This is a genomic window from Arthrobacter sp. zg-Y895, assembly GCF_020731025.1.
Taxonomy (GTDB): domain Bacteria; phylum Actinomycetota; class Actinomycetes; order Actinomycetales; family Micrococcaceae; genus Arthrobacter_B.
Genome location: NZ_JAJFZY010000003.1, coordinates 195,597 through 215,393 on the forward strand (window position 1 = coordinate 195,597; position 19,797 = coordinate 215,393).

Annotated in this window: 19 protein-coding genes; 7 read left to right on the forward strand and 12 right to left on the reverse strand. The window is 66.2% G+C overall.

Annotated features, from left to right (window positions below):
* Nucleotides 1–6 precede the first annotated feature (6 nt).
* Genes paaE through paaA form a run of 5 tightly spaced genes read right to left on the reverse strand, consistent with a single transcriptional unit; the run spans nucleotide 7 to nucleotide 3,865 of the window.
* Entirely contained in the window at nucleotides 7–1,140 is a 1,134-nt protein-coding gene (gene paaE, locus LJ760_RS02640; protein WP_227918974.1) for a 1,2-phenylacetyl-CoA epoxidase subunit PaaE, read from the reverse strand.
* Between the two features lie 4 nt (nucleotides 1,141–1,144).
* Nucleotides 1,145–1,648 (reverse strand): 1,2-phenylacetyl-CoA epoxidase subunit PaaD, encoded by a 504-nt coding sequence (gene paaD, locus LJ760_RS02645; RefSeq protein WP_227918976.1) that lies wholly within the window; start codon nucleotides 1,646–1,648, stop codon nucleotides 1,145–1,147.
* A 5-nt stretch (nucleotides 1,649–1,653) separates the two neighbouring features.
* Complete coding sequence (gene paaC, locus LJ760_RS02650) at nucleotides 1,654–2,472, reverse strand: 1,2-phenylacetyl-CoA epoxidase subunit PaaC (RefSeq protein WP_227918978.1); 819 nt, start codon at nucleotides 2,470–2,472, stop codon at nucleotides 1,654–1,656.
* Nucleotides 2,469–2,903 (reverse strand): 1,2-phenylacetyl-CoA epoxidase subunit PaaB, encoded by a 435-nt coding sequence (paaB, locus tag LJ760_RS02655; protein ID WP_227918980.1) that lies wholly within the window; start codon nucleotides 2,901–2,903, stop codon nucleotides 2,469–2,471. The genes paaC and paaB overlap by 4 nt, the downstream gene beginning before the upstream one ends.
* 2 nt (nucleotides 2,904–2,905) lie before the next feature.
* A complete protein-coding gene (gene paaA, locus LJ760_RS02660) occupies nucleotides 2,906–3,865 on the reverse strand; it encodes a 1,2-phenylacetyl-CoA epoxidase subunit PaaA (RefSeq protein ID WP_227918982.1) in 960 nt (319 codons plus the stop codon).
* Nucleotides 3,866–4,029: 164 nt separating this feature from the next.
* On the opposite strand from paaA, the gene LJ760_RS02665 reads away from it, so the two are divergent.
* Entirely contained in the window at nucleotides 4,030–4,704 is a 675-nt protein-coding gene (locus LJ760_RS02665; RefSeq protein ID WP_227918983.1) for a hypothetical protein, read from the forward strand.
* Between the two features lie 144 nt (nucleotides 4,705–4,848).
* Nucleotides 4,849–7,026 (forward strand): S9 family peptidase, encoded by a 2,178-nt coding sequence (locus LJ760_RS02670; protein ID WP_227918984.1) that lies wholly within the window; start codon nucleotides 4,849–4,851, stop codon nucleotides 7,024–7,026.
* Between the two features lie 82 nt (nucleotides 7,027–7,108).
* Here the strand turns inward: LJ760_RS02670 and LJ760_RS02675 are convergent, their stop codons facing one another.
* The 6 genes from LJ760_RS02675 to LJ760_RS02700 all read right to left on the reverse strand — a co-directional run bounded on the left by LJ760_RS02675 (nucleotide 7,109) and on the right by LJ760_RS02700 (nucleotide 14,210).
* Nucleotides 7,109–8,161: a LacI family DNA-binding transcriptional regulator gene (locus LJ760_RS02675; protein ID WP_227918985.1), complete on the reverse strand. Its 1,053-nt coding sequence runs from the start codon at nucleotides 8,159–8,161 to the stop codon at nucleotides 7,109–7,111.
* The gene (locus LJ760_RS02680) at nucleotides 8,158–9,627 is read right to left on the reverse strand and encodes a GH1 family beta-glucosidase (RefSeq protein WP_227918992.1); all 1,470 of its coding nucleotides are present in this window, start codon (nucleotides 9,625–9,627) and stop codon (nucleotides 8,158–8,160) included. The genes LJ760_RS02675 and LJ760_RS02680 overlap by 4 nt, the downstream gene beginning before the upstream one ends.
* Entirely contained in the window at nucleotides 9,624–10,568 is a 945-nt protein-coding gene (locus tag LJ760_RS02685; RefSeq protein WP_227918993.1) for a carbohydrate ABC transporter permease, read from the reverse strand. The genes LJ760_RS02680 and LJ760_RS02685 overlap by 4 nt, the downstream gene beginning before the upstream one ends.
* A complete protein-coding gene (locus LJ760_RS02690; protein ID WP_227918994.1) occupies nucleotides 10,565–11,524 on the reverse strand; it encodes a carbohydrate ABC transporter permease in 960 nt (319 codons plus the stop codon). Before LJ760_RS02690 ends, LJ760_RS02685 begins: the two co-directional genes overlap by 4 nt.
* 93 nt (nucleotides 11,525–11,617) lie before the next feature.
* Entirely contained in the window at nucleotides 11,618–12,919 is a 1,302-nt protein-coding gene (locus LJ760_RS02695) for an ABC transporter substrate-binding protein (protein WP_227918996.1), read from the reverse strand.
* 373 nt (nucleotides 12,920–13,292) lie between these two features.
* Nucleotides 13,293–14,210 (reverse strand): DedA family protein, encoded by a 918-nt coding sequence (locus LJ760_RS02700; protein WP_331460700.1) that lies wholly within the window; start codon nucleotides 14,208–14,210, stop codon nucleotides 13,293–13,295.
* 152 nt (nucleotides 14,211–14,362) lie between these two features.
* Here LJ760_RS02700 and LJ760_RS02705 point away from each other — a divergent pair, with 152 nt between their 5' ends.
* The 5 genes from LJ760_RS02705 (at nucleotide 14,363) to LJ760_RS02725 (ending at nucleotide 18,354) form a co-directional block, all read left to right on the forward strand.
* Nucleotides 14,363–14,857 carry a hotdog fold thioesterase gene (locus LJ760_RS02705; protein WP_227918998.1) on the forward strand — a complete coding sequence of 165 codons (495 nt, stop codon included), beginning with the start codon at nucleotides 14,363–14,365 and terminating at the stop codon, nucleotides 14,855–14,857.
* Entirely contained in the window at nucleotides 14,854–16,206 is a 1,353-nt protein-coding gene (gene paaK / locus LJ760_RS02710) for a phenylacetate--CoA ligase PaaK (protein ID WP_227919000.1), read from the forward strand. The genes LJ760_RS02705 and paaK overlap by 4 nt, the downstream gene beginning before the upstream one ends.
* 29 nt (nucleotides 16,207–16,235) lie before the next feature.
* On the forward strand, nucleotides 16,236–16,946 hold the full coding sequence (locus LJ760_RS02715; protein WP_227919002.1) for a TetR/AcrR family transcriptional regulator: 711 nt from the start codon (nucleotides 16,236–16,238) through the stop codon (nucleotides 16,944–16,946).
* Between the two features lie 116 nt (nucleotides 16,947–17,062).
* On the forward strand, nucleotides 17,063–17,230 hold the full coding sequence (locus tag LJ760_RS02720; RefSeq protein ID WP_227919004.1) for a hypothetical protein: 168 nt from the start codon (nucleotides 17,063–17,065) through the stop codon (nucleotides 17,228–17,230).
* A gap of 77 nt (nucleotides 17,231–17,307) precedes the next feature.
* Complete coding sequence (locus LJ760_RS02725) at nucleotides 17,308–18,354, forward strand: hypothetical protein (RefSeq protein WP_227919005.1); 1,047 nt, start codon at nucleotides 17,308–17,310, stop codon at nucleotides 18,352–18,354.
* Here LJ760_RS02725 and LJ760_RS02730 read toward each other — a convergent pair.
* Nucleotides 18,347–19,687: an MFS transporter gene (locus LJ760_RS02730; protein ID WP_227919006.1), complete on the reverse strand. Its 1,341-nt coding sequence runs from the start codon at nucleotides 19,685–19,687 to the stop codon at nucleotides 18,347–18,349. The genes LJ760_RS02725 and LJ760_RS02730 overlap by 8 nt on opposite strands.
* Nucleotides 19,688–19,797 lie beyond the last annotated feature (110 nt).

The following is a 19,797-nucleotide window of genomic DNA, read 5'->3' on the forward strand; positions in this document are numbered from 1 at the left end:
GTGCTCCTAGAAGTCGTAATCAACGCTCACCTCCGGGCTGGTGGGCCGGCTCTGGCAGGTCAGCACGTAGCCGCGTTCCAGTTCCTCCGGTTCCAGCGCGTAGTTCTCCTCCATGTCCACGGTGCCGGAGACCAGCTTGGCCCGGCAGGTTCCGCAGACGCCGCCGGCGCAGGCGAAGGGCACGTCCGGGCGGACGCGGAGGGCTGCGTTGAGTATGGATTCGCGGGCGTGCACCGGACTCGCCACCTTGCCCTGCAGTCCGTCCAGCCGGAAGGTGATGTCGAAGTTCTCGCCCGAGCTGTCGGGCAGGACCGGACGGCCGGCCGAACCTTCCGGACGGTCGGGACGCCCGGTGGTGAAGAGTTCAAAACGTACCCGCGCCGGATCGACGCCGCGTTCGGCGAGCGCATCACGGCACAACTGCACCAGGTCGAACGGGCCGCAGAGGAACCATTCATCCACGGCTGCTGCCGGGAGCACCGTGTCGATCAGGGTGGTGAGTTTCCCGGCATCGAGCCGTCCGCTGAGCAGCGGCGAAATCCGCTGCTCGCGGGAGAGGACGTGGTGCAGGGCAAACCGCGACGGGTAGCGGTCCTTCAGGTCCGCCAGCTCCTCCAGGAACATCACATCCATGGCCGCCTTGTTGGCGTAGACCAGGTCAAAGCGCGAGCTGTCGGAGGACGCCAGCACGGTGCGGGCAATCGCGATCACGGGGGTGATGCCGGACCCTGCGGCTACGGCGGCAAACACCTGCCCGTGCACCGCTTCCAGTCCGGGTTGGCCCGGGGCGTGCCGGGAGATGAAGCTGCCGGCCGGGCTCATCACATCCAGCACGTCACCGGCCCTCAAATGCTCGTTTACCCAGGAGGAAAACAATCCGCCCAGGTCCCGCTTGACGGCCACCCGCAGTTCGCCTGGCTTCGGTTCGGCGCAGATGGAGTAGCTGCGCCTCAGTTCCGTGCCGTCCAGCACCGTGCGCAGGGCAACGTACTGTCCCGGCAGATAGGAGTAGGCGTCCACGAGCCCGGACGGCACCGCGAAGGTGACCTCGACGGCGTCTTCGGTCAACCGGCGAACGGCGGCAACGGTCAGTGGATGGAAGGCGCCGCGGCGGGTCGGCGCTTCGGGAAGGGCGGTCATGGCTTCAGAGCACCTTGAAGTAGTCGAACGGTTCCCGGCAATCGCCGCACACCCACAGCGCCTTGCAGGACGTGGATCCGAAGCGGGTCAGCTCGCGGGTATTCAGGGACGAGCACTGGGGGCATTTCACGCTCAGGCCCACCCGCACCGGCCCCGCAGCGGCCCGGCCCGACGGCGGCGCGATGCCGTAGGCGTCCAACTTCGCTTTGCCTGCACTGCTCATCCAATCGGTGGTCCACGCCGGAGCCAGCTCCAGGGAAACGTGGACGCTGGGATAACCGGCAGCGTCGAGGGCGGCTGTGACGTCCTGCCGGATGGCGTCCATGGCCGGGCAGCCGGAATAGGTGGGGGTAACGGCCACGTTCACCCGCGCGCCGATGACCTCCACCCGCCGAAGCACACCCAGGTCCTCGATGGTCAGTACGGGGATTTCGGGGTCGCAGACCGTGGCGGCGATATCCCAGGCCGCTGCCGCGGCAGGGTCCGCCGGACGCAGGGAGGATTCCATCAGGCTCACCACGATGCGCCGGGATGTTCGCGGGCCAGCACCTGCATCTCGGCCAGCAGATACCCCAGATGTTCGCTGTGCTGTCCGCGCCGGCCGCCGCCGGGAGCAGGCGGCACCGCGGGCAGGTCCAGTTCCGCTTCGCGCAGCACGGCGGCAATATTGCTGTCGAAGGCCTGCTTCAGAGACGAGGGCAGAACCGCCCGGTCGCCGAGCGAGGCCACCAGCTCGTCGTCGTCAAACAGCTCGGCCACGTACGGCCAGGTCAGTTCGAGCGCACGGATCATCCGGCGTCGGGATTCGTCCGTGCCCAGGCCAAGCCGGAGCACCCACTGTGCGCTGTGGTCCCGGTGGTAGTCCACTTCCTTGACTGCCTTCGCCGCGATCGCGGAAAGGGTGGGATCAGTGGAATGCTGCAGTGCGCCGTACAGCTCGAACTGGTAGAAGGACACCACCAGCTGCCGGGCAATTGTCCGGGCAAAATCGCCGTTGGGCTGTTCCACCAGATGCACGGAGCGGAATTCGGTTTCCTTCCGCCAGTACGCGAGATCGTCCTCGGTACGGCCGTCGGCGCTGCCGGCATAACTGAGGAAGGAACGGGCATGCCCGATCAGGTCCAGGGCAATGTTCCCCAGTGCCACATCCTCTTCCAGTTCAGGTGCCCGGGAGATCCACCAGCCGAGCCGCTGTGCCAGTACCAGTGCGTCGTCGCCCAGGCGCAGGGCGTAAGCCGCGGCGTCGGGATCCGCTCGCGTTCCAGCGGCGGCAATGTCCTCCGGCCGCAGGGCGTTGCCGGGTGTAATCCGGGTGGCGCTGTCTGAACTCACAGGTGCTTCACCCCTTCCGACTTGGTGTAGTAGGTGGCGTGGCGGTAATCCTTGCCCTGCGGGGATTCGAAGAACTGCCCCTTGGCATCGGGATCACTGGCGATGATGGCCGACGCCGGCACCACCCAGAGCGAAACACCCTCGTTTCGCCGGGTGTAGAGATCCCTGGCATTGCGCACCGCCATATCCGCGTCCGGTGCATGAAGCGAACCGGCATGCACATGGGACAGGCCCCGGGAGGAGCGGACAAACACTTCCCACAGCGGCCAGGCCGCAGTGGAGGTCTGTGCGGCCGTTGGCGTGCCCGCAGGCTGCAGGCCACCATCGCGTACGGCACCCGGCACCGCGCCGCCGTCGTTCGCTGCGGCCGTACTTGTGCCCGAGACAGCCGGCTTCGAACCGTCGTCGCCCGTAGTTGATCCGCCCGTCATGGCTACGCTGCCCCCGCTTCGCTGGAGAGAACCCCGGCGCCGGCGCGGCCGGCCTCGCGGGCGGCATAGGCAGCCGCGGCTTCACGCACCCAGGCTCCGTCTTCGTGGGCCTCCCGCCGTCGGGCCAGCCGCTGCGAGTTGCACTGGCCGCGCCCGGCGAGGATTTCGGAAAACTCGTCCCAGTCCAGCGGCCCGTGTTCCCAGCGCCCTGTCTCCTCGTTGTACCGGATATCCGCATCGGGAAGGGTCAGCCCAAGGACCTTCACTTGCTCGACGATCATGCCGACAAAACGGGAACGCAGCTCGTCGTTGGAGAAGCGTTTGATGTTCCACGCCATGGACTGGCGTGAGTTTGGCGAATCCTCGTCCGGCGGCCCGAACATCATCAGCGACGGGGCGTACCAACGGTTGATTGCATCCTGGGCCAGCTCCCGCTGCGCAGGGGTGCCGTTGGCCAGTTCCAGCAGGATCTCGAAGCCCTGCCGCTGGTGGAAGGACTCCTCTTTGCAGATCCGCACCATGGCCCGCCCGTAGGGACCGTAGGAGGCACGGCAGAGCGGGACCTGGTTGCAGATGGCGGCGCCGTCCACCAGCCAGCCGATGGCACCCATATCCGCCCACGTCAGCGTGGGGTAGTTGAAGATGCTCGAGTAGCGTGCCTTGCCGGCAATGAGGTCGGCAGTCATTTGATCCCGCGGGGTGCCCAGGGTTTCAGCGGCGGAGTAGAGGTAAAGTCCGTGGCCTGCTTCGTCCTGCACCTTCGCCATCAGGATCGCTTTGCGTTTCAGGGACGGCGCACGGGTGATCCAGTTTGCTTCCGGCTGCATGCCGATGATTTCCGAGTGTGCGTGCTGGGAGATCTGCCGGACCAGAGTCTTTCGATACCCCTCGGGCATCCAGTCCCGCGGCTCCACCCGGGCATCCGCTGCAATGAGTGCGTCAAAATACTCTTGCCCGCTCATGGTTTCTCCGCTTCCAATTGCGCCGAACAGCAGTCATTTCGACCAGTAGCCGCCCGCTGAATAATTACCGACCGTTCGTTCAGGATATGGAGGCGGAATGGGCGCGTCAAGAGGCTGGCTATGTAAAACTGGTGAGTAGATGTTGCGGTGCGGAAAGGACAGTTATGGGTGTTCCAGAGCCCGACGCCGGCCGTCGGGCCATCCGCGCGGGCGCAGCTTCGGGCAGCAGCGGATCCTCTGCGGAGCAGGCGGGCCTTGAGGAGGTCGGCGCAGCTCCGGCAGGCGCCGGGCAGGCAGGAACCAGACCGGCAGGTGCCGAGCAGGCGGAGACCGGACCGGCAGAGCGGACATCCGCCGCCGTCGTCATCGTCCCTACGCTTTTGGGACTGCTGGGTTTCTTCGCCGTGTCGGCAGCTGTGACTGCTGAAGAAGCGACCGTCAGCGTCACCGTTCCGGGGTTGCTGCTGGCCCTTACCGCCATGGTGGTGGCCGGAGTCAGCCCGCTCTACGCAGTGAATCCCACCTGGGGATCCCTGCGGCGGCCTGCCTTCCTACTGGCTGCCTGTCTCCTGATGGAGACCGTGTTGTTCCTGTTCGCGCCGGAGGTGATCCTGTTCTCGCTGCCGGCGCTGCCGCTGGCTCTGTGCGGAGGAGGCGTCCTGCTGTCCACGAGCCTGTGGGGCCAGTTCCGCAAGGGTCCGGCACCCGAGCCGGTGCTGCTTCCCCGGCACCAAGTCGCCGCACGCTCCTTCACCTCCACTTTGCTGGTGGTGGCAGTGAACTGGGCACTCTTCCTCGCCGCCGGTGCACTCTGCGCCTGGCTGCTGCTCGGGGACTAGCCTGCCCGGGGACTAGCCTGCCCGGGGATTAACCTGCCCGGGGACGGGCCCACGGCCAACCCGGCAGCTGCCGCGGGGCTAAGCCGCGAGCATAACGGCAGCGCGGTCCTTCGACGCCGCCGCCGGGATGGATATATTCGAAGCATGACTACTCCCCTTCCTCCGGTTGCCAAGAAAGTCCCCACCGAACGCACCCGCCACGGTGACACGTTCATTGACAACTATGAGTGGCTCCGGGAGAAGGAAAACCCGGAGGTGGTGGAACACCTCAAGGCAGAGAACGCCTACTCCGCCGCGATGACGGCAGATCAGGAAGAGCTGCGCGGGCAGATCTTCAACGAAATCAAGAACCGCACCGAGGAAACGGACCTGTCCGTTCCGGCACGCAAAAAGGGCTGGTGGTATTACACCCGCACCGAGGAAGGCAAGCAGTACGCCATCCACTGCCGCACGGCCGCGCAGGACACCGGGAACCTCGACGCCGATTGGACGCCGCCCGCCGTCGTCCCCGGTGTTCCGGTTCCGGGCGAGCAGATCCTCGTGGACGGCAACGCCGAGGCCGAAGGCAAGCCGTTCTTCTCGCTCGGCGGCCTGGCGGTCACCGAAGACGGCAACCTGCTGGCCTACTCCGAGGACAACGCCGGAGACGAGCGGTTCACCCTGCGGATCAAGGATCTGCGCACCGGCGACCTGCTGCCGGACGTCATTTCCAACGTCTTCTACTCGTTGGCCTTTTCCCCCGATGGCCGCCGCGTCTTCTACACCGTGGTGGATGATTCCTGGCGTCCGTACCAGGTCAAGGCCCACACGCTCGGCACCCCGGTGGAGGACGACGTCGTCATCTACCAGGAAGACGACATCGCCATGTGGACCGGCTTCGATCTCTCGGCGGACCGCCGGCAGCTGCTGATCGGCATCAGCAGTTCCGAGTACAGCGAATACCGGGTCCTGGACTTCGACGACCCCTCCGACACCGTCCGCACGCTGATCCCGCGCAGCGAGCGCATCCTTTACGAAGCCGAGCCGCTGACCCTGGACGGCGCACGCAAATACCTGGTGACGCACAACCGGAACGCCCTGAACTCGATGCTCTCGCTCGTTGCCGAAGAGGAATTCGCCAAGCCGCTGGCGGACCAGCACTGGGACACCGTCATTGCCCACGATGACACCGTGCGCGTCAACGGTGCCGCCCTAACCCGCACCCATGTGCTCGTGTCGGTCCGCAAGGACACCACCGAGCGGGTGCAGATCCTCCCTGTGGAAGGTCTGGGCACCCCGGCGCAGAGCGCGCCCGTGGAACCTGCCTTCGACGAAGAGCTTTACACGGCCAACCTGGCCAACGCCGAGTTTGATTCCCCGATCGCCCGCCTCAGCTACACCTCCTACCTCACGCCTCCGCGCGTCTACGACTACGTGCTGGCCACCGGAGAGCTGGAGCTGCGGAAGGAAACCCCCGTGAAGGGCGGTTACCGTTCCGAGGAGTACGTGGCCGAGCGGGAATGGGCGACGGCGGCGGACGGCACCCGCATTCCGCTCTCGGTCATCCGCCGGGCGGACCTGCAGCAGGACGGCAGCAACCCGGCACTGGTCTACGCGTACGGCAGCTACGAACTGAGCATGGATCCGGCGTTCAACATCGCCCGGCTGTCGCTGCTGGACCGCGGCGTCGTCTACGTGGTGGCGCACATCCGCGGCGGCGGCGAGATGGGCCGCGCCTGGTATGACAACGGCAAGAAGCTGAACAAGAAGAACACCTTCACCGACTTCGTGGATGCCACGGACTGGGTTGCCGCCTCGGGCTGGGCGGATCCGGACCGGATCGCCGCAATGGGCGGTTCCGCCGGCGGGCTGCTGATGGGCGCCGTCGCAAACCTGGCCCCGGAAAAGTACCGTGCCATCGTGGCACAGGTGCCTTTCGTGGATGCACTGACCACCATCCTGGATCCCGAGCTGCCGTTGTCGGCCCTGGAATGGGAGGAATGGGGAAACCCCATCACCGATCCGGAGGTCTACCGGTATATGAAGGAGTACAGCCCGTACGAGAACATCCGGGCCGTGGACTACCCGCAGATCGCGGCGGTCACCAGCTTCAACGACACCCGCGTGCTGTACGTCGAACCGGCCAAGTGGGTGGCGCAGCTGCGCGAGACCACTACCGGCAGCGAACCGATCGTCCTGAAGATCGAAATGGACGGCGGCCACGGCGGAGCATCGGGCCGGTACGAGGCGTGGAAGGACCGGGCGTGGGACTACGCGTTTATCCTGTCCGCGCTCGGCGCCCGGGAACTGCTCCCCGCCGCCCGCCGGGAAAACGCAGCCTAGGCGGACGGGGCATTCTGCGTAGCCCGCATCGCCGAGCGAGGAACGAGCGAGGTGTCCAAGGGCGGCAGGATGTCCCGGTAGCCTAGGCGGACTCCCGGACCACCAGTTCCGGCGGGTAGACGACAGGCTCCAGATGTGAACCCGGCTCTTCGATTTCGCGCAGCAGCATCTCTGCGGCCCGCCGGGCCATCTCGACCATCGGGTTGACCACCGTGGTCAGGCCCGGAGTGCTGGAGGATGCGAGCCGGTGGTTGTCGTATCCCACCAGCGCCACGTCGCCGGGCACGGACAGTCCGCGCCCGCGCAGCACCTCCAGTACGCCCAGCGCCATCGGGTCGGAGGCGGCAAAGATGGCGTCTATGCCCGGGTCGGCGTCGAGCAAGCGGGCCGCGGCAGCTGCACCGCCCTCGGTGGTGAAGTGTCCGGATTCGACGCCGGCCGGTTCCAGTCCGGCCTCGGCCAGTCCCAGCCGCCATCCTTCGGTCCGGTCCTGGGCGGCCGTCATGTCCGCCGGCCCGGTGACCGTGGCGATCCGCCGGTAGCCGCGGCCCGTAAGGTGCCGGGCAGCGAGCAGTCCGCCGGTCCGGTTATCCGTATCCACGAAAGCCAGCCCGGCGCGGTCCTGCCACGGCCGGCCGATGAACACGGCGGGCAGCGTTGCGTCCGCCAGTTCGGTTTCCAGGGCATCGGCTTTGTGGTGGGAAACGATGATGGCTCCGTCCACGTGTCCGCTGCGCAGGTATCGGATGAACTGCCCTTCCTTCTCCCCCTGCCGGGCAATCAGCAGTACCAGCTGCACCTCGGTATCCTTCAACGCCTCCGTGATTCCGTTCAACGTCATGGCGAAGAAGGGATCCACCAGGACCCGGCCATCCGGCTCCGGGATCACCAGGGCAATGGAATCGGCGCGGCTGGTGGCCAGGGAACGGGCCGCACGGTTGGGCGTGAAACCCAACTCCCCAATCGCCGCGTCGATGGCGGCCTGCGTCTGGGCGCTGACCCGGGCACCGCCGTTGATGGCTCGGGAGACGGTCGAGCGGGAAACACCGGACAGCGCCGCCACGTCTTCCAGCGTGGGGCTGCTGCGTCGGGGTTTCACCGCCCCGTTCCGGGGCCCGGGCTTAAGGCTGCTCATCGTTTCGACGATACGACATACGCAGGTGTAGCGGTGCCCGGCACCCGCAGGGCCGGGGGCAGGGCATTGGCGGCCGCCGCTTCCGCGTACCAGAGCCCGCTCGCCTTGGGCGTGCGCTGCAGTGTTTCGTAATCGACGTGCACAATGCCGAACCGCTTCGCGTACCCCCAGGCCCACTCAAAGTTGTCCATCAGCGACCAGGCAAAGTAGCCGCGGACATCGACGCCGTCCGCCGCCGCCTCCTGCACCGCCGCCAGATGCGAACGGATGAAGTCGAGTCGATCCAGGTCCTGCACGGTCCCGTCGGCCACTACGTCATCATCGAAGGCTGCACCGTTCTCGGTGATGTACAGCGGCACGCCCGCCGGACCGGTGTAGTCGCGCTGCAGCCGGTTCAGCAGCCGCCGGAGTCCCTCGGGCTGGATCTCCCACCCCATGTTCGTTCGCGGTAGTCCGCGCGGCACGGCATGGATCCCGTCCGCGGCAGGATACGGGCTGGCCGTGGGACGGGCCGACGGCGCCGCCGTCGTCAGGGGTGCCGTCGGCGGGGTCTTGGTGAGGGCATCACCGTGGTAGTAATTCACCCCCAGGAAATCGATGGGCGAACTGATGATGGCCAGGTCTCCGTCCCGGACGTGGGACTCGAAACCATAGGGAGCGAGGTCCGCCACCACATCCTCGGGGTACTTCCCGTGGAAGACGGGGTCCGCGAACATCCGGTTGAACTGCCCGTCGATCCGGCGGGCTGCGTCGACGTCGTCGAGGTTCCGCGGATCGGCGGGATCGGCGACCGTGAAGTTCAGGGTCAGGCCGGTGTCCAGGCCCGGATCACGGCCCTTGAGCGCCTGGACGGCAAGTCCGTGCGCCAACAAAAGGTGATGGTTGGCGGCAACCGCGAGTTTTCGGTCCTGCAGCCCGGGTGCGTGCTCGCCGCTGGCGTAGCCCACATAGGCGGAGCACCAGGGCTCGTTCAGGGTGGTCCAGGCCCGCACCCGGTCGCCCAGCACGTCGTGGACGCTGAGGGCGTAATCGGCAAACCGATAGGCAGTGTCCCGGTTCGCCCAGCCGCCCTGGTCCTGCAGGGCCTGCGGCAGGTCCCAGTGGTACAGGGTCAGCCACGGCTGGATCCCGGCGTCGAGCAGCGAATCCGTCAGCCGGCTGTAGAAGTCGAGCCCCGCAGCGTTGACCGGGCCGCCGTCGGGCCGGATCCGCGCCCAGGAGGTGGAGAACCGGTAGGAGCCCAGGTTCAGTGACTTCATGAGGGCCACATCATCATCCATCCGGTGATAGTGGTCGCAGGCGACGTCTCCGGTGTCACCGTTCACCACTGCCCCGGGAATGCGGCTGAAAGTGTCCCAGATGGAATCCTTCCGGCCGTCTTCCGAAGCAGCGCCCTCCACCTGGTAGGCGGCGGTCGCCGCACCCCACACGAACCCGGACGGGAATGATGCGTTGTCCGTGGTCATCCCTTCACCGCTCCCTGCATAATTCCTGCAACCAGATGCCGTCCTGCGAGGGCAAAAACGATGAGCAGCGGAATGGTGGAGAGCACCACGCCGGCCAGGACCACCGAGTAGTCCACAAAGCGCGCTGACTGCAGTTGCTGCAGTGCCACCGGCAGGGTGGGGTTCTGCGCATTGAGGACAATGAACGGCCAGAAGAAGTTGGTCCAGGTGGCAACGAAGGTGAACAGTGCCAGCATCGCGGCGGCCGGCCGCGCTGCGGGCAGGGCCACGTGCCAGAAGGCCTGCCACATGTTGGCGCCGTCCATCCGTACGGCTTCGATCAGTTCGTCCGGCAGCGCGTCCTGCAGGTACTGGGTCATCCAGAAGACACCGAAGGCGGTGACCAGCCCCGGAATGATGACGGCTCCCATGGTCCCGGTCCAGCCGAGCTTGGACATCACGATAAACAGCGGAATGACACCGAGCTGGGTGGGTACGGCCATCGTGGCCACTACGAAGACCAGCAGTGCCTTGCTGCCCCGGAAGCGCAGCTTCGCGAAGGCGAAACCGGCCAGGGAGGAGAAGATCACCACGGAAGCGGCCGTCACGGTGGAAACCAGGATGCTGTTGCCCAGGGCTTTCCAGAACGGGATGGTATCCAGCACGGTGGCCGCGTTTGCGAAGAAGTTGCCGCCGGGAATCAGCGGGACTCCCTTGACGATCGCCGTGCTGTCATGGCTGGCCACGAGGACGGACCAGAGGATGGGGAGGGCAGAGCCGAGAATCACGGCCCCCAGCAGCCCGTAGGTGACGAAGCCCGGCCGCCGGTTGTATCCGCCGGTTTTCCGCCCGCGGCCCCGTGCCGGGTGCGGCGGCTGCGCACCGCCGCGGTTCCGACGGCGCCGGGCGGTTTCGGCGGCGCGTTTGCCTGCCGTTTGTTCGACCATGGGTACGGAGGTCATTTCCGTCCTCCCTGCGAGGCAATGCGGCGGGTGATGAGGAAATTGAGGGCCGCGATGAGCACGATGATGACGAACAGCAGCCAGGCGACGGCGGACGCGCGGCCAAGGTTGCGCTGTCCCCAGCCCAGTTCCCAGATGTACATGGTGAGGGTCTGCCACTGCCGGTCGGCCCCGCCCAGGCCGTAGGCGTCAAAGACACGCGGCTCGTCGAAAATCTGCAGGCCGCCGATGGTGGCGGTAATGACGACAAAGATGATGGTGGGCCGCAGCATGGGAACGGTTACCGAGATGAACTGCCGCCAGCGGCTGGCGCCGTCGAGGATCGCCGCTTCATACATGTCCCGCGGCACGGCCTGCATGGCAGCCAGGAAGATCAGGGCGTTGTAACCTGTCCAGCGGAAATCGACCATGGTGGCGATGGCGATGTGGCTTGCCAGGGTGTTGGAGTGCCACGGAACGGGATCCAGGCCGATGGACGTCAACAGCCCGTTGATGGCGCCGGACTGGTCAGCGAAGACATTGCCGAAGATCAGGCCCACTGCCACGGGGGCAACCACGTAGGGAACCAGCACGCCCATACGCCAGAACGTCTTGGCACGCAGGTTCGCATCCAGGACGGCGGCAATGCCGATTGCCAGGATGATCTGCGGAACCGCCGAGATCAGGAAGATGCTGAAGGTGTTGCCTACCGCATTCCAGAAGTAAGGCTGCGAGAGGACGAAGGTGAAGTTCTCCGCGCCGCTGAATCCAAGGTTGCCGCCGATCAGGTTCCAGTTATGCAGCGAGACCCATCCGGTGTAGATCAGCGGGAACAGCCCGACAATCGCAAACAGGATGAAAAACGGTGAAATGTAGAGGTACGGGGAGATTTTTACGTCCCAACGGGCCAGCCGGCTGCTGAACCCTACCCGGCGTACCGGTGTCCGCGCTGCCGGCGGCTTAACGGTGACAGCCATGGCTATCTTCCTAACGTCCAAGGGGTGTCGAAGTGTGGTTCCGGTGCCTGCGGCCGCTCTTACGCGGCCGCAGGCACCGGACGCCTGTGGATGCTACTGGAGCGCTTCGACTCCGGTGACGAACTTCTTCCACGAAGACTCGGGGTCATCGGATTTGAGGACGTCTACCCGGTCCAGCGCCTGCTGCATCGAGTCATTGATGGCGAAGTAGTTCTGTCCCTTGAACGGGGTAACAGTCACGGCTTCAGCGCGGTCGGCAAGGATCTCGCCCACCGGAGCGTCATTGAAGAACGCGTTGGTTGAGCCCGTCAGCTCTTCCATCTCGTAGGCCTCGACCTGGCTGGGGAAGGTGCCCTTGGAGGCAAAAGCCTTGATCTGCTGCTCCGGAGCGGTGAGCCACTGTGCCAGCTTGATGGCCTCTTCCTGGTTCTTTCCCTGCGTGGGAACGGTCAGGTAGGAGCCGCCCCAGTTTCCGCCGCCGCCCGGGAAGACGTTGGCGATGTCCCAGCCTTCGACACCGGCAGCGTTGCCCTCGATGCTGCCCAGCATCCAGCCCGGGCAGAAGGTGGTGGCGAAGGCACCGCTCTGGAAGCCTGCCTCATAATCGTCGGACCACAGCTGCAGGTGAGCGGAGAGATCCTTGTCCACGGAGTTCTCGAGCACCTGGTTGTAGATGTCCTTCACTTCGGGGTTCTCGGTGGCGATGACCGTTCCGTCGTTTTCCTCGTAGGCGTTCTCGACCTGGTTGATCATGCCCTGGTAGGCGGACATTGCGGAGTCGTACCAGGCGGCGTCGGACTTCGCCGTGAACTGTTCGCCGATTTCGAAGTAGTGGTCCCAGTCGCCTTCGAGCAGCTCCGCAACTTCCTCGCGGTCCGTCGGCAGGCCCGCTGCTGCGAACAGGTCCGAGCGGTAGCAGATAGCCTGAGGGCCGACGTCGGTGCCGTAGCCGATCAGCTTTCCATCCTCCGTGGTCGCGCCCTCGACCTTCCAGTCCAGCCAGCGGCCTTCCACCTCGGGGCTGGCCAGGTCCGCGAACTGGTCCGGGTACTGCTTGAGTTCCGGCAGCCAGTCCACTTCGATGCCCTCGATGTCCGAGAGGCCCGAACCGGCAGCGAGCTTGGTGTTCAGGTTGTCCCGGGCATTGTTGGAGGTGGCCTTCTTGTCATGCACGATCTTGATGTCGGGGTTCGCCTCCTGGTACTCCTCGAGCAGCTCCTCGTAGCCCCACTCGTTGAAGGTGCTGATGCTGAGCGTGACCTGGCCGTCCCCTCCTTCGGAAGCTCCGTCGTCTCCCCCGCCGCATGCGGTCAGGAGAAGGGCTGCGGCTGCAACGGATGCGGCAAGCGCAGGTCCGCGGCGTGCACGGCCGGCGGAAGTGGGTTTGGTACTCATTGCTGACTCCTTTGTCATAATCCGGGTGTCGAAGCACGAGTGTCCGCGGTACCTCCGCGTTCCGTGCCGCTGCCTTACGGATGCGCCCTGCTGCCGAACCGGCTGCCAAGAAAAATGGTGGGAGCGCTCCCACAAGCGATGAGCCAATCGTGATGTGTGCTGAATCACATGTCAAGTGGGAGCGCTCCCACACTTTTCGTAAAAGTGATCTCGGCTGCGTATCCGCAGGTCAAACCGCAGATGGCGGCCCGGCGGTTACAAAATCGTTACCGAGGAATGCCTCCGCGCACGGCTCCTGCGGGCACAAAAAAGGCCCGGACCAATCGGTCCGGGCCTGCTTGCGCTGAACATTCTCCAGCCGGGGCTTCGACGGCTACTCGACCGCGCCTGCACCTTCCACGTTCGGCTTCGGTGCGGTGACACGGCGGCCCTCCGCGGGACCGGTGTGGCGGCCCTCCGCGGGACCGGTGTGGCGGCCGGAGTGTTCGACGACGTCGGAGGCACGTGCGGTCTCGGCGTTGCGCTCCGGTACGGCGCCGGCTTCGGTTGCTGAAGCAGCGGCTTCGGTGCTGCTGTCCTTGCCGTCGTCCTCCTCGTCATCATCCTTGGTTGCGGCCTTGTGGGACTGGCGCAGAACCTCAATGACAATCGGAATCACGGAGAGCACCACCACAGCCACGAAGATCAGGTCGAGGTTTTCCCGGACAAAGGGCACACGGTCACCGAGGACGTAGCCCAGGAGGGTCACGCCGACGCCCCAGACGAACGCGCCCACCGCGTTGAACGAGACGAACGCCTTGTAGTTCATCTCGGCAACACCGGCCACCACCGGGGTGAAGGTCCGAACCACAGGTACGAACCGGGCCAGGATCACGGCTTTGCCGCCGTGGCGGTCAAAGAACACCTGGGCGCGTCTTACGTTCTCCCGTTTGAAGAGCCTGCTGTCCGGCCGGTTGAAGACGGCGGGGCCGGCCTTCCTGCCAATGTAATAGCCCGTCTGGTCCCCTACAAAGGCACTGATGAAGACCAGGACAGCAAGCAGCCACACGTTAATGTCGATGGTGCCCGTAGCCACCAGGAGCCCGGCGGTAAACAGGAGGGAATCCCCCGGCAGGAAGAAGCCGATAAGCAGCCCGGTTTCTGCAAACACGATGCCGCAGACCATCAGGACCACCCACGGTGCGAGGGCCGGGTCGGCAAGGAATACCTGGGGGTCCAGCCACTCAGGCAAAAGGGAAGACGTTGGAGGGCGGACAGGACCGGAGACGGCTGTGGCCGCAGAGAGAGTCACCTCACTAGGGTACGCCACGGCCTCCGGCCGATCCCCGACTGTCTGTAAGTTCGGTCCGCAGGAAGGTCTGCCTGCCGGGACCGCCGGAATCCTTGACAGCCGAACGCATGGCGGGATTACCTAATGAACATTCGGTAAAGAAAAGAGGTCCCATGGCTGACACCGAGGTTCCCCGGGACACATCCCCGGCCCATCCTCTCCTGGTCGACGACGCCGCCTCGGCTTGGATGGGCATCGATGTGTTGGAAATCGGCTCCGGCACGGCACGTATTTCGATGCTTCTCCGCCCGCAGATGGTCAACGGTTTCGGCATCGGGCACGGCGGGATGGTCTTCGCGTTTGCCGACACGGCCTTCGCCCTGGCCTGCAATCCGGAAGACGGCGGGCCGGCACGGGAACGGGAGCACATCACGGTGGCTGCCGGTGCCGACGTCACCTTCCTGGCTCCGGCCAGGGCGGGTGACCGGCTGACTGCTTCCGCCGAGCACCGTGCCGGCAACGGCCGCAGCGGCGTCTACGACGTTGAGGTGCGGTCCGAACGTCCCGACGGGACCGCCGCCGTGGTCGCCCTCTTCCGCGGACGCTCGCGCACCATCCCCAACCCCGCCCGGACACCGTCCGGCGCCTCGACCGAAGGCCGCCCATGAGAGCCCCCTCCGCTCCGATCAAGTCCGCCGCAGCCGATCCTTCGACGCTGGACCCGGAGGAACGCATGAGCCGGGACGAACTGGAGGCCCTCCAGTTGAAGCGTTTGAAGCAGACCGTCGCCTACGCGTACGAACGGGTTCCGCTGTACCGGCGCAAGTTCGACGACGCCGGTGTGCACCCCTCCGACCTGGGCGAACTAAGCGACCTCGCTCGGTTCCCGTACACCACGAAGGAGGACCTGCGCTCTACCTATCCGTTTGGCATGTTCGCCGTCCCGCAGCAGCAGGTGGCCCGCATCCACGCCTCCTCCGGAACCACGGGGCGGCCCACCGTCGTCGGCTACACGGCCGGGGACCTGGACCGCTGGAGCTCCCTGGTGGCCCGTTCGCTGCGTGCCTCCGGAGTGCGTCAGGGATACAAGGTGCACAATGCCTACGGTTACGGTCTCTTCACCGGCGGGTTGGGGGCCCACTTCGGCGCGGAGAGACTCGGCTGCACGGTGATCCCCGTTTCCGGCGGGCAGACGGAGCGGCAGGTCCAGCTCATCGTGGACTTCGAACCGGACACCATCCTCTGCACGCCCACCTACCTGCTGGCCATTGCCGATGCGATGGCAGCGGCCGGCATCGATCCGCGCTCGACTTCGCTGAAGAACGCGGTTCTCGGGGCGGAGCCGTGGACCGAGGAAATGCGGCACGAACTCGAAACGCTGATGGACTTGGACGCGTGCGACATTTACGGGCTCTCGGAAGTCATGGGGCCGGGCGTGGCCGGCGAGTGCGTGGAGAGCAAGGACGGGGCCCATATCTGGGAGGATCACTTCCGGCCGGAGATCATCGACCCGTTTGACGAGACCCGGGTCCTGGGCGACGGCGAACCGGGCGAGCTGGTTTTTACCTCCCTGACCAAAGAGGCGCTGCCGATCATCCGCTACCGGACCCATGACCTCACCCGCCTGCTGCCCGGCACTGCCCGGCCATCCATGCGCAGGATGGGACGCATCACCGGCCGCAGCGACGACATGATCATCCTGCGCGGCGTCAACCTCTTCCCCACCCAGATCGAGGAAATCGCCCTGCGCATCCCGGCCCTGAGCCCGCACTTCCAGCTGGAAATCACCCGCCCGGGACGCATGGATGAGCTCACGGTCCGGATCGAGCGCCGTGAGGATTCCACGACGCCGGACTCCGCGGCGGCGGCATCGGAGCTCGCCGCGCAGGTCAAGATCCACGTCGGTTCCTCCTGCCTCGTTGAGGTGGTCGACCCCGGGACGCTGGCACGCTCCAGCGGCAAGCTCCGCCGGATCTACGACCTGCGCCGCGGCACCGATACCGCCTCAGCGCGGTGAACCGCCCGTTGACGTGGGAAAATAGCGCCATGCCTGCCGCCGCCGGAGCTTCCTCCGAACCTGCTCCCGTTCCCGCTGCCGATGCTGGATCCGCCGCGTCCGCCGCCGCCGTCGGCCCTGCCTCCGACCCGGCGTCCGGCACCGCGTCCGGGCCGCGCCGGGGCCGGCCGGGATACGACCAGCAGACAGTACTGAACGTGGCCGTGGACGTCTTCAACCGGCACGGCTATGAAGCCACGTCCATGGGAATCCTGGCCGAGAACCTGGGCATCACGAAGTCGGCGATCTACCACCATGTGCCGTCCAAGGGTGATCTGCTGCGCCTGGCGCTGGACTATGCGCTGGACGGGCTCGAGGCGGTGCTGGATGATCCGCGGGCTTCGGCCGGTGCCGCGGATGCCCGGCTGGAATTCGTGCTGCGCGGCACCATCGAGGTGCTGACGGAGCGACTGCCGTTCGTCACGCTGCTACTGCGGCTCCGGGGCAACACCGACGTTGAACGCAGTGCGTTGGCCCGGCGCCGGGAGTTCGACCACCGGGTGGCGGGACTCGTGGACGCGGCCCGGCGCGAGGGGTCGGTGCGGAGCGACATTGATCCGCGCACCACCACGCGCCTGCTGTTCGGCACCATCAACTCGATCGTGGAATGGTACAAACCCGGCGGTCCGCTGCCCGCGCAGAAGCTTGCGGACAACATCATCACCATGGTCTTTGACGGGTTGCACACCCGCCGCTCTTGAGGGCAGTGCTTTCCGCTAAAAGACAGGTAGCCTCCCTGTCCCTGCCTTGAATCCGAAGCGCTTAGCCTGCTCTTACCGAAGCATCGTGCCGCGGCACGCGTATGTGAGGAGTATTCATGAAACTGCCTGCCCGGATCGCTGTTGCCTTTTTATGTTTTCTCGCCGTTGCGGCCTTTCTGGCCTTCGCTTCGGACAACAAGGCATTGATCGGACTTCCTGGTGCCCTTTTCGTGGGCTACGTGTCCGCACAGACCTACCAGCACCGGCAGAGCCCCAACAAGTGAGCTGGAAGAGGAAGGTGGCGTTGTGGGCGACCCGGCGCGGCAGCTGCTGAGCCGGTCCGGCGTGCAAGGATGGGCGCATGATGTCGCCGGCAGAACAGCTCGTTGAGGGACCGCGCGGACGGCGCCTGTGCCTTGAACTTGCGGCCGAGCTGGATCCGGATATCCGCTCGGCGGTGTTCTGGCTGGGCTACGAACTCGACCCTGGGAAAGGAACTTCGACGGTATTGTTCGGCTCCGCCGGCCCCGGTGACCTGCCCTCGCCCGATCACCTCGCAGCCGGGATTCTGTCTCTGGATCTCCGCCGCCTGGACGGCGAACAGATCCAGGCGGCCCTCCAACGGTCCGTCGACACGGCACGGTACTGGCAGGAACCCGACGGTGAGGATGTGCTGGCCGCACTCCCGGTCATCCGCAACGCCCTTCACCACGTGGCTGAAGGGGCGCTGGGCGCACCGGCAGCACAGTGGTGGGGCCGACCCGGCCCGCCGGAACAGTGGGCCATCGACTGGCGGCCGGCGGAGGACCCGGCACCCCTGCCCCGGGATCCCCAAGGCACCCTGCAGAAGTGGGGCACAGCTGTCCGCACCGAGGAAGCGCTGGCCGCCAAGGACCGGCCGCAGGATCCGCGGGCACCTTTCAGCGGAAGCTGGTGGTCCATCCCGCTCGGGCTGGTCCGCACCGTCGGGCAGATTCCCGCAGGATTGAGCCTCGTCGAGGACTCGAGTGATGTGGAAGAAGCGACCGCAATTCCGGTCAGCGGCATCGGCAGGATCCTCCACATCCGCTCCCCCGAGGACTGGACTACCCTGTGCCGTGCCTATCCGCTGGAGGTCACGGCCTCCCGCCGACATGACTGGTTTCGCACCACGGGACGCGCCGGCCGCTGGGTGATCCCGGACTGGGAACGCGCAGCCGGACAATGGGACGCCGTGCACCTGACTGTCCTGGGCTACCTCGGCAGTGCAGGGCATGCCCTCCCCGTCGACGCCGGCACCTCCTCAGTGATCGCAGGCTGGGACCCGGACAGCACCTTGTGGCTGACTGACCGCGTCCGAGAGAACGGCGGGCCTCGGCAGGTTTGGCGGCGGGAACAAATGGGTGACGTCTGGTTCCGTGTCAGCTGACCCTGTCCCCGGCCCCTGCAGGCCGGGACGTTAAGCGGCGGCCGGGACTAGGGATGGTACGGAGCCGCAGGAACACGGGGGTGAGCATCGGAACCGCGGAGAGCACCAGCCCGACGGCGCCGATCAGGACGCCGGCGCGGACCCCCAGCGTTTCGCCGACGACGCCGGCCAGCAGGGCGCCCAGCGGAATCGAGCCGTACATCACCTGGGTATAGGCACCGGCTGAGCGGGTGAGTTCATCCTTCGGAATGAGCTGCTGGCGCATCGTCAGCGAGTAGACATTGGCGTTGCCCTCGCCGATACCACGCAGCAACATGACTGCAGCAATGACCCCCGCCATTGTCCATCCGGTTAACGGCCAGACCGGCAGCAACAGCGGAACCGCGCAGGAGAGCACCAGCGAAACGGCGAATGCCGGGCCAAGGCCTGCTTTGTCGGCCAGGCGGAGCGCAACCAGGGTGCCGAGCAGACCGCCGACTCCGGCTCCGGCCAGCGCCAGGCCGTACGCACCAACACCGACGTCCTGCTGCTGCACCGCCCAGAGAATCAGGTTCAGCATCAGGATCTGTTCCGCCGCGTTATAGGTGGCCGCATGGACGGTCAAGGCGCGCAGATGGCGGTCACCGAACAGGATCCGCAGTCCGGTGAGGAGCGTGGGCCGCTTCTCCGGAACCGGGCTCCGGTTCTCCTCCCCCGCAGGTATCGAGGCCCTCGACGCCGGAGCCGCCGCAACGGCACGTTGTTCCCGGGGGCGGCTCGAGGCCACTCCCGCAGCGGAAGCCAGATGTCCAAGCATGGTGGCGATCAAGGCGCCGGGAGCACCCACCGCCGAGACCAGCAGACCGGCCAGCCCCGGGCCGCCGATTTCCGTAACGGTCCGAGTGGCTTGGACGGCACGGTTGGCCGGCGCGAGGTCCTGATCCGTAACGAGGGCGGGGACAAAGGCGAAGGCCGATAACCCGAAGATCAGGGCGCAGCAGCCGCTGAGGAAGGTGACTGCTGCCAGCAGGGGGACGCTGAGCCATCCCCCGGCCCAGGCCAGGGGAATCTGTGCCAGTAGCACGCATTGGGCAAGATCGGCCGCCACCATGGAGCGCCGCTGGTCCCGCCCCTGCAGGAGATGGCCGGCCACCAGCGAGAACAACAGGTACGGCAGCGTGCCGGCCGCAGCGACAAGGCTGACCGCCGCCGGCCCGGCATCGAGGGCGATGGCTGTAACCAGCGGAACGGCGATGCCCGTGACCTGGGCGCCGGCACTGGCAGCGCCCTGCCCCAGCCAGTAGCGGCGGAAACTGCGGTCGGTGCGCAGCAGCACCCAGCTTGGGTCCTTCATACCGAGACCCTCCGCTGCACCGCGTTGGCGGAGGTGACGGGCAATAATGAAGGCATGTGCCGGATATGGAGACCCACTGCGACGAAGAATCGAGTCATGCGGTCGGGACG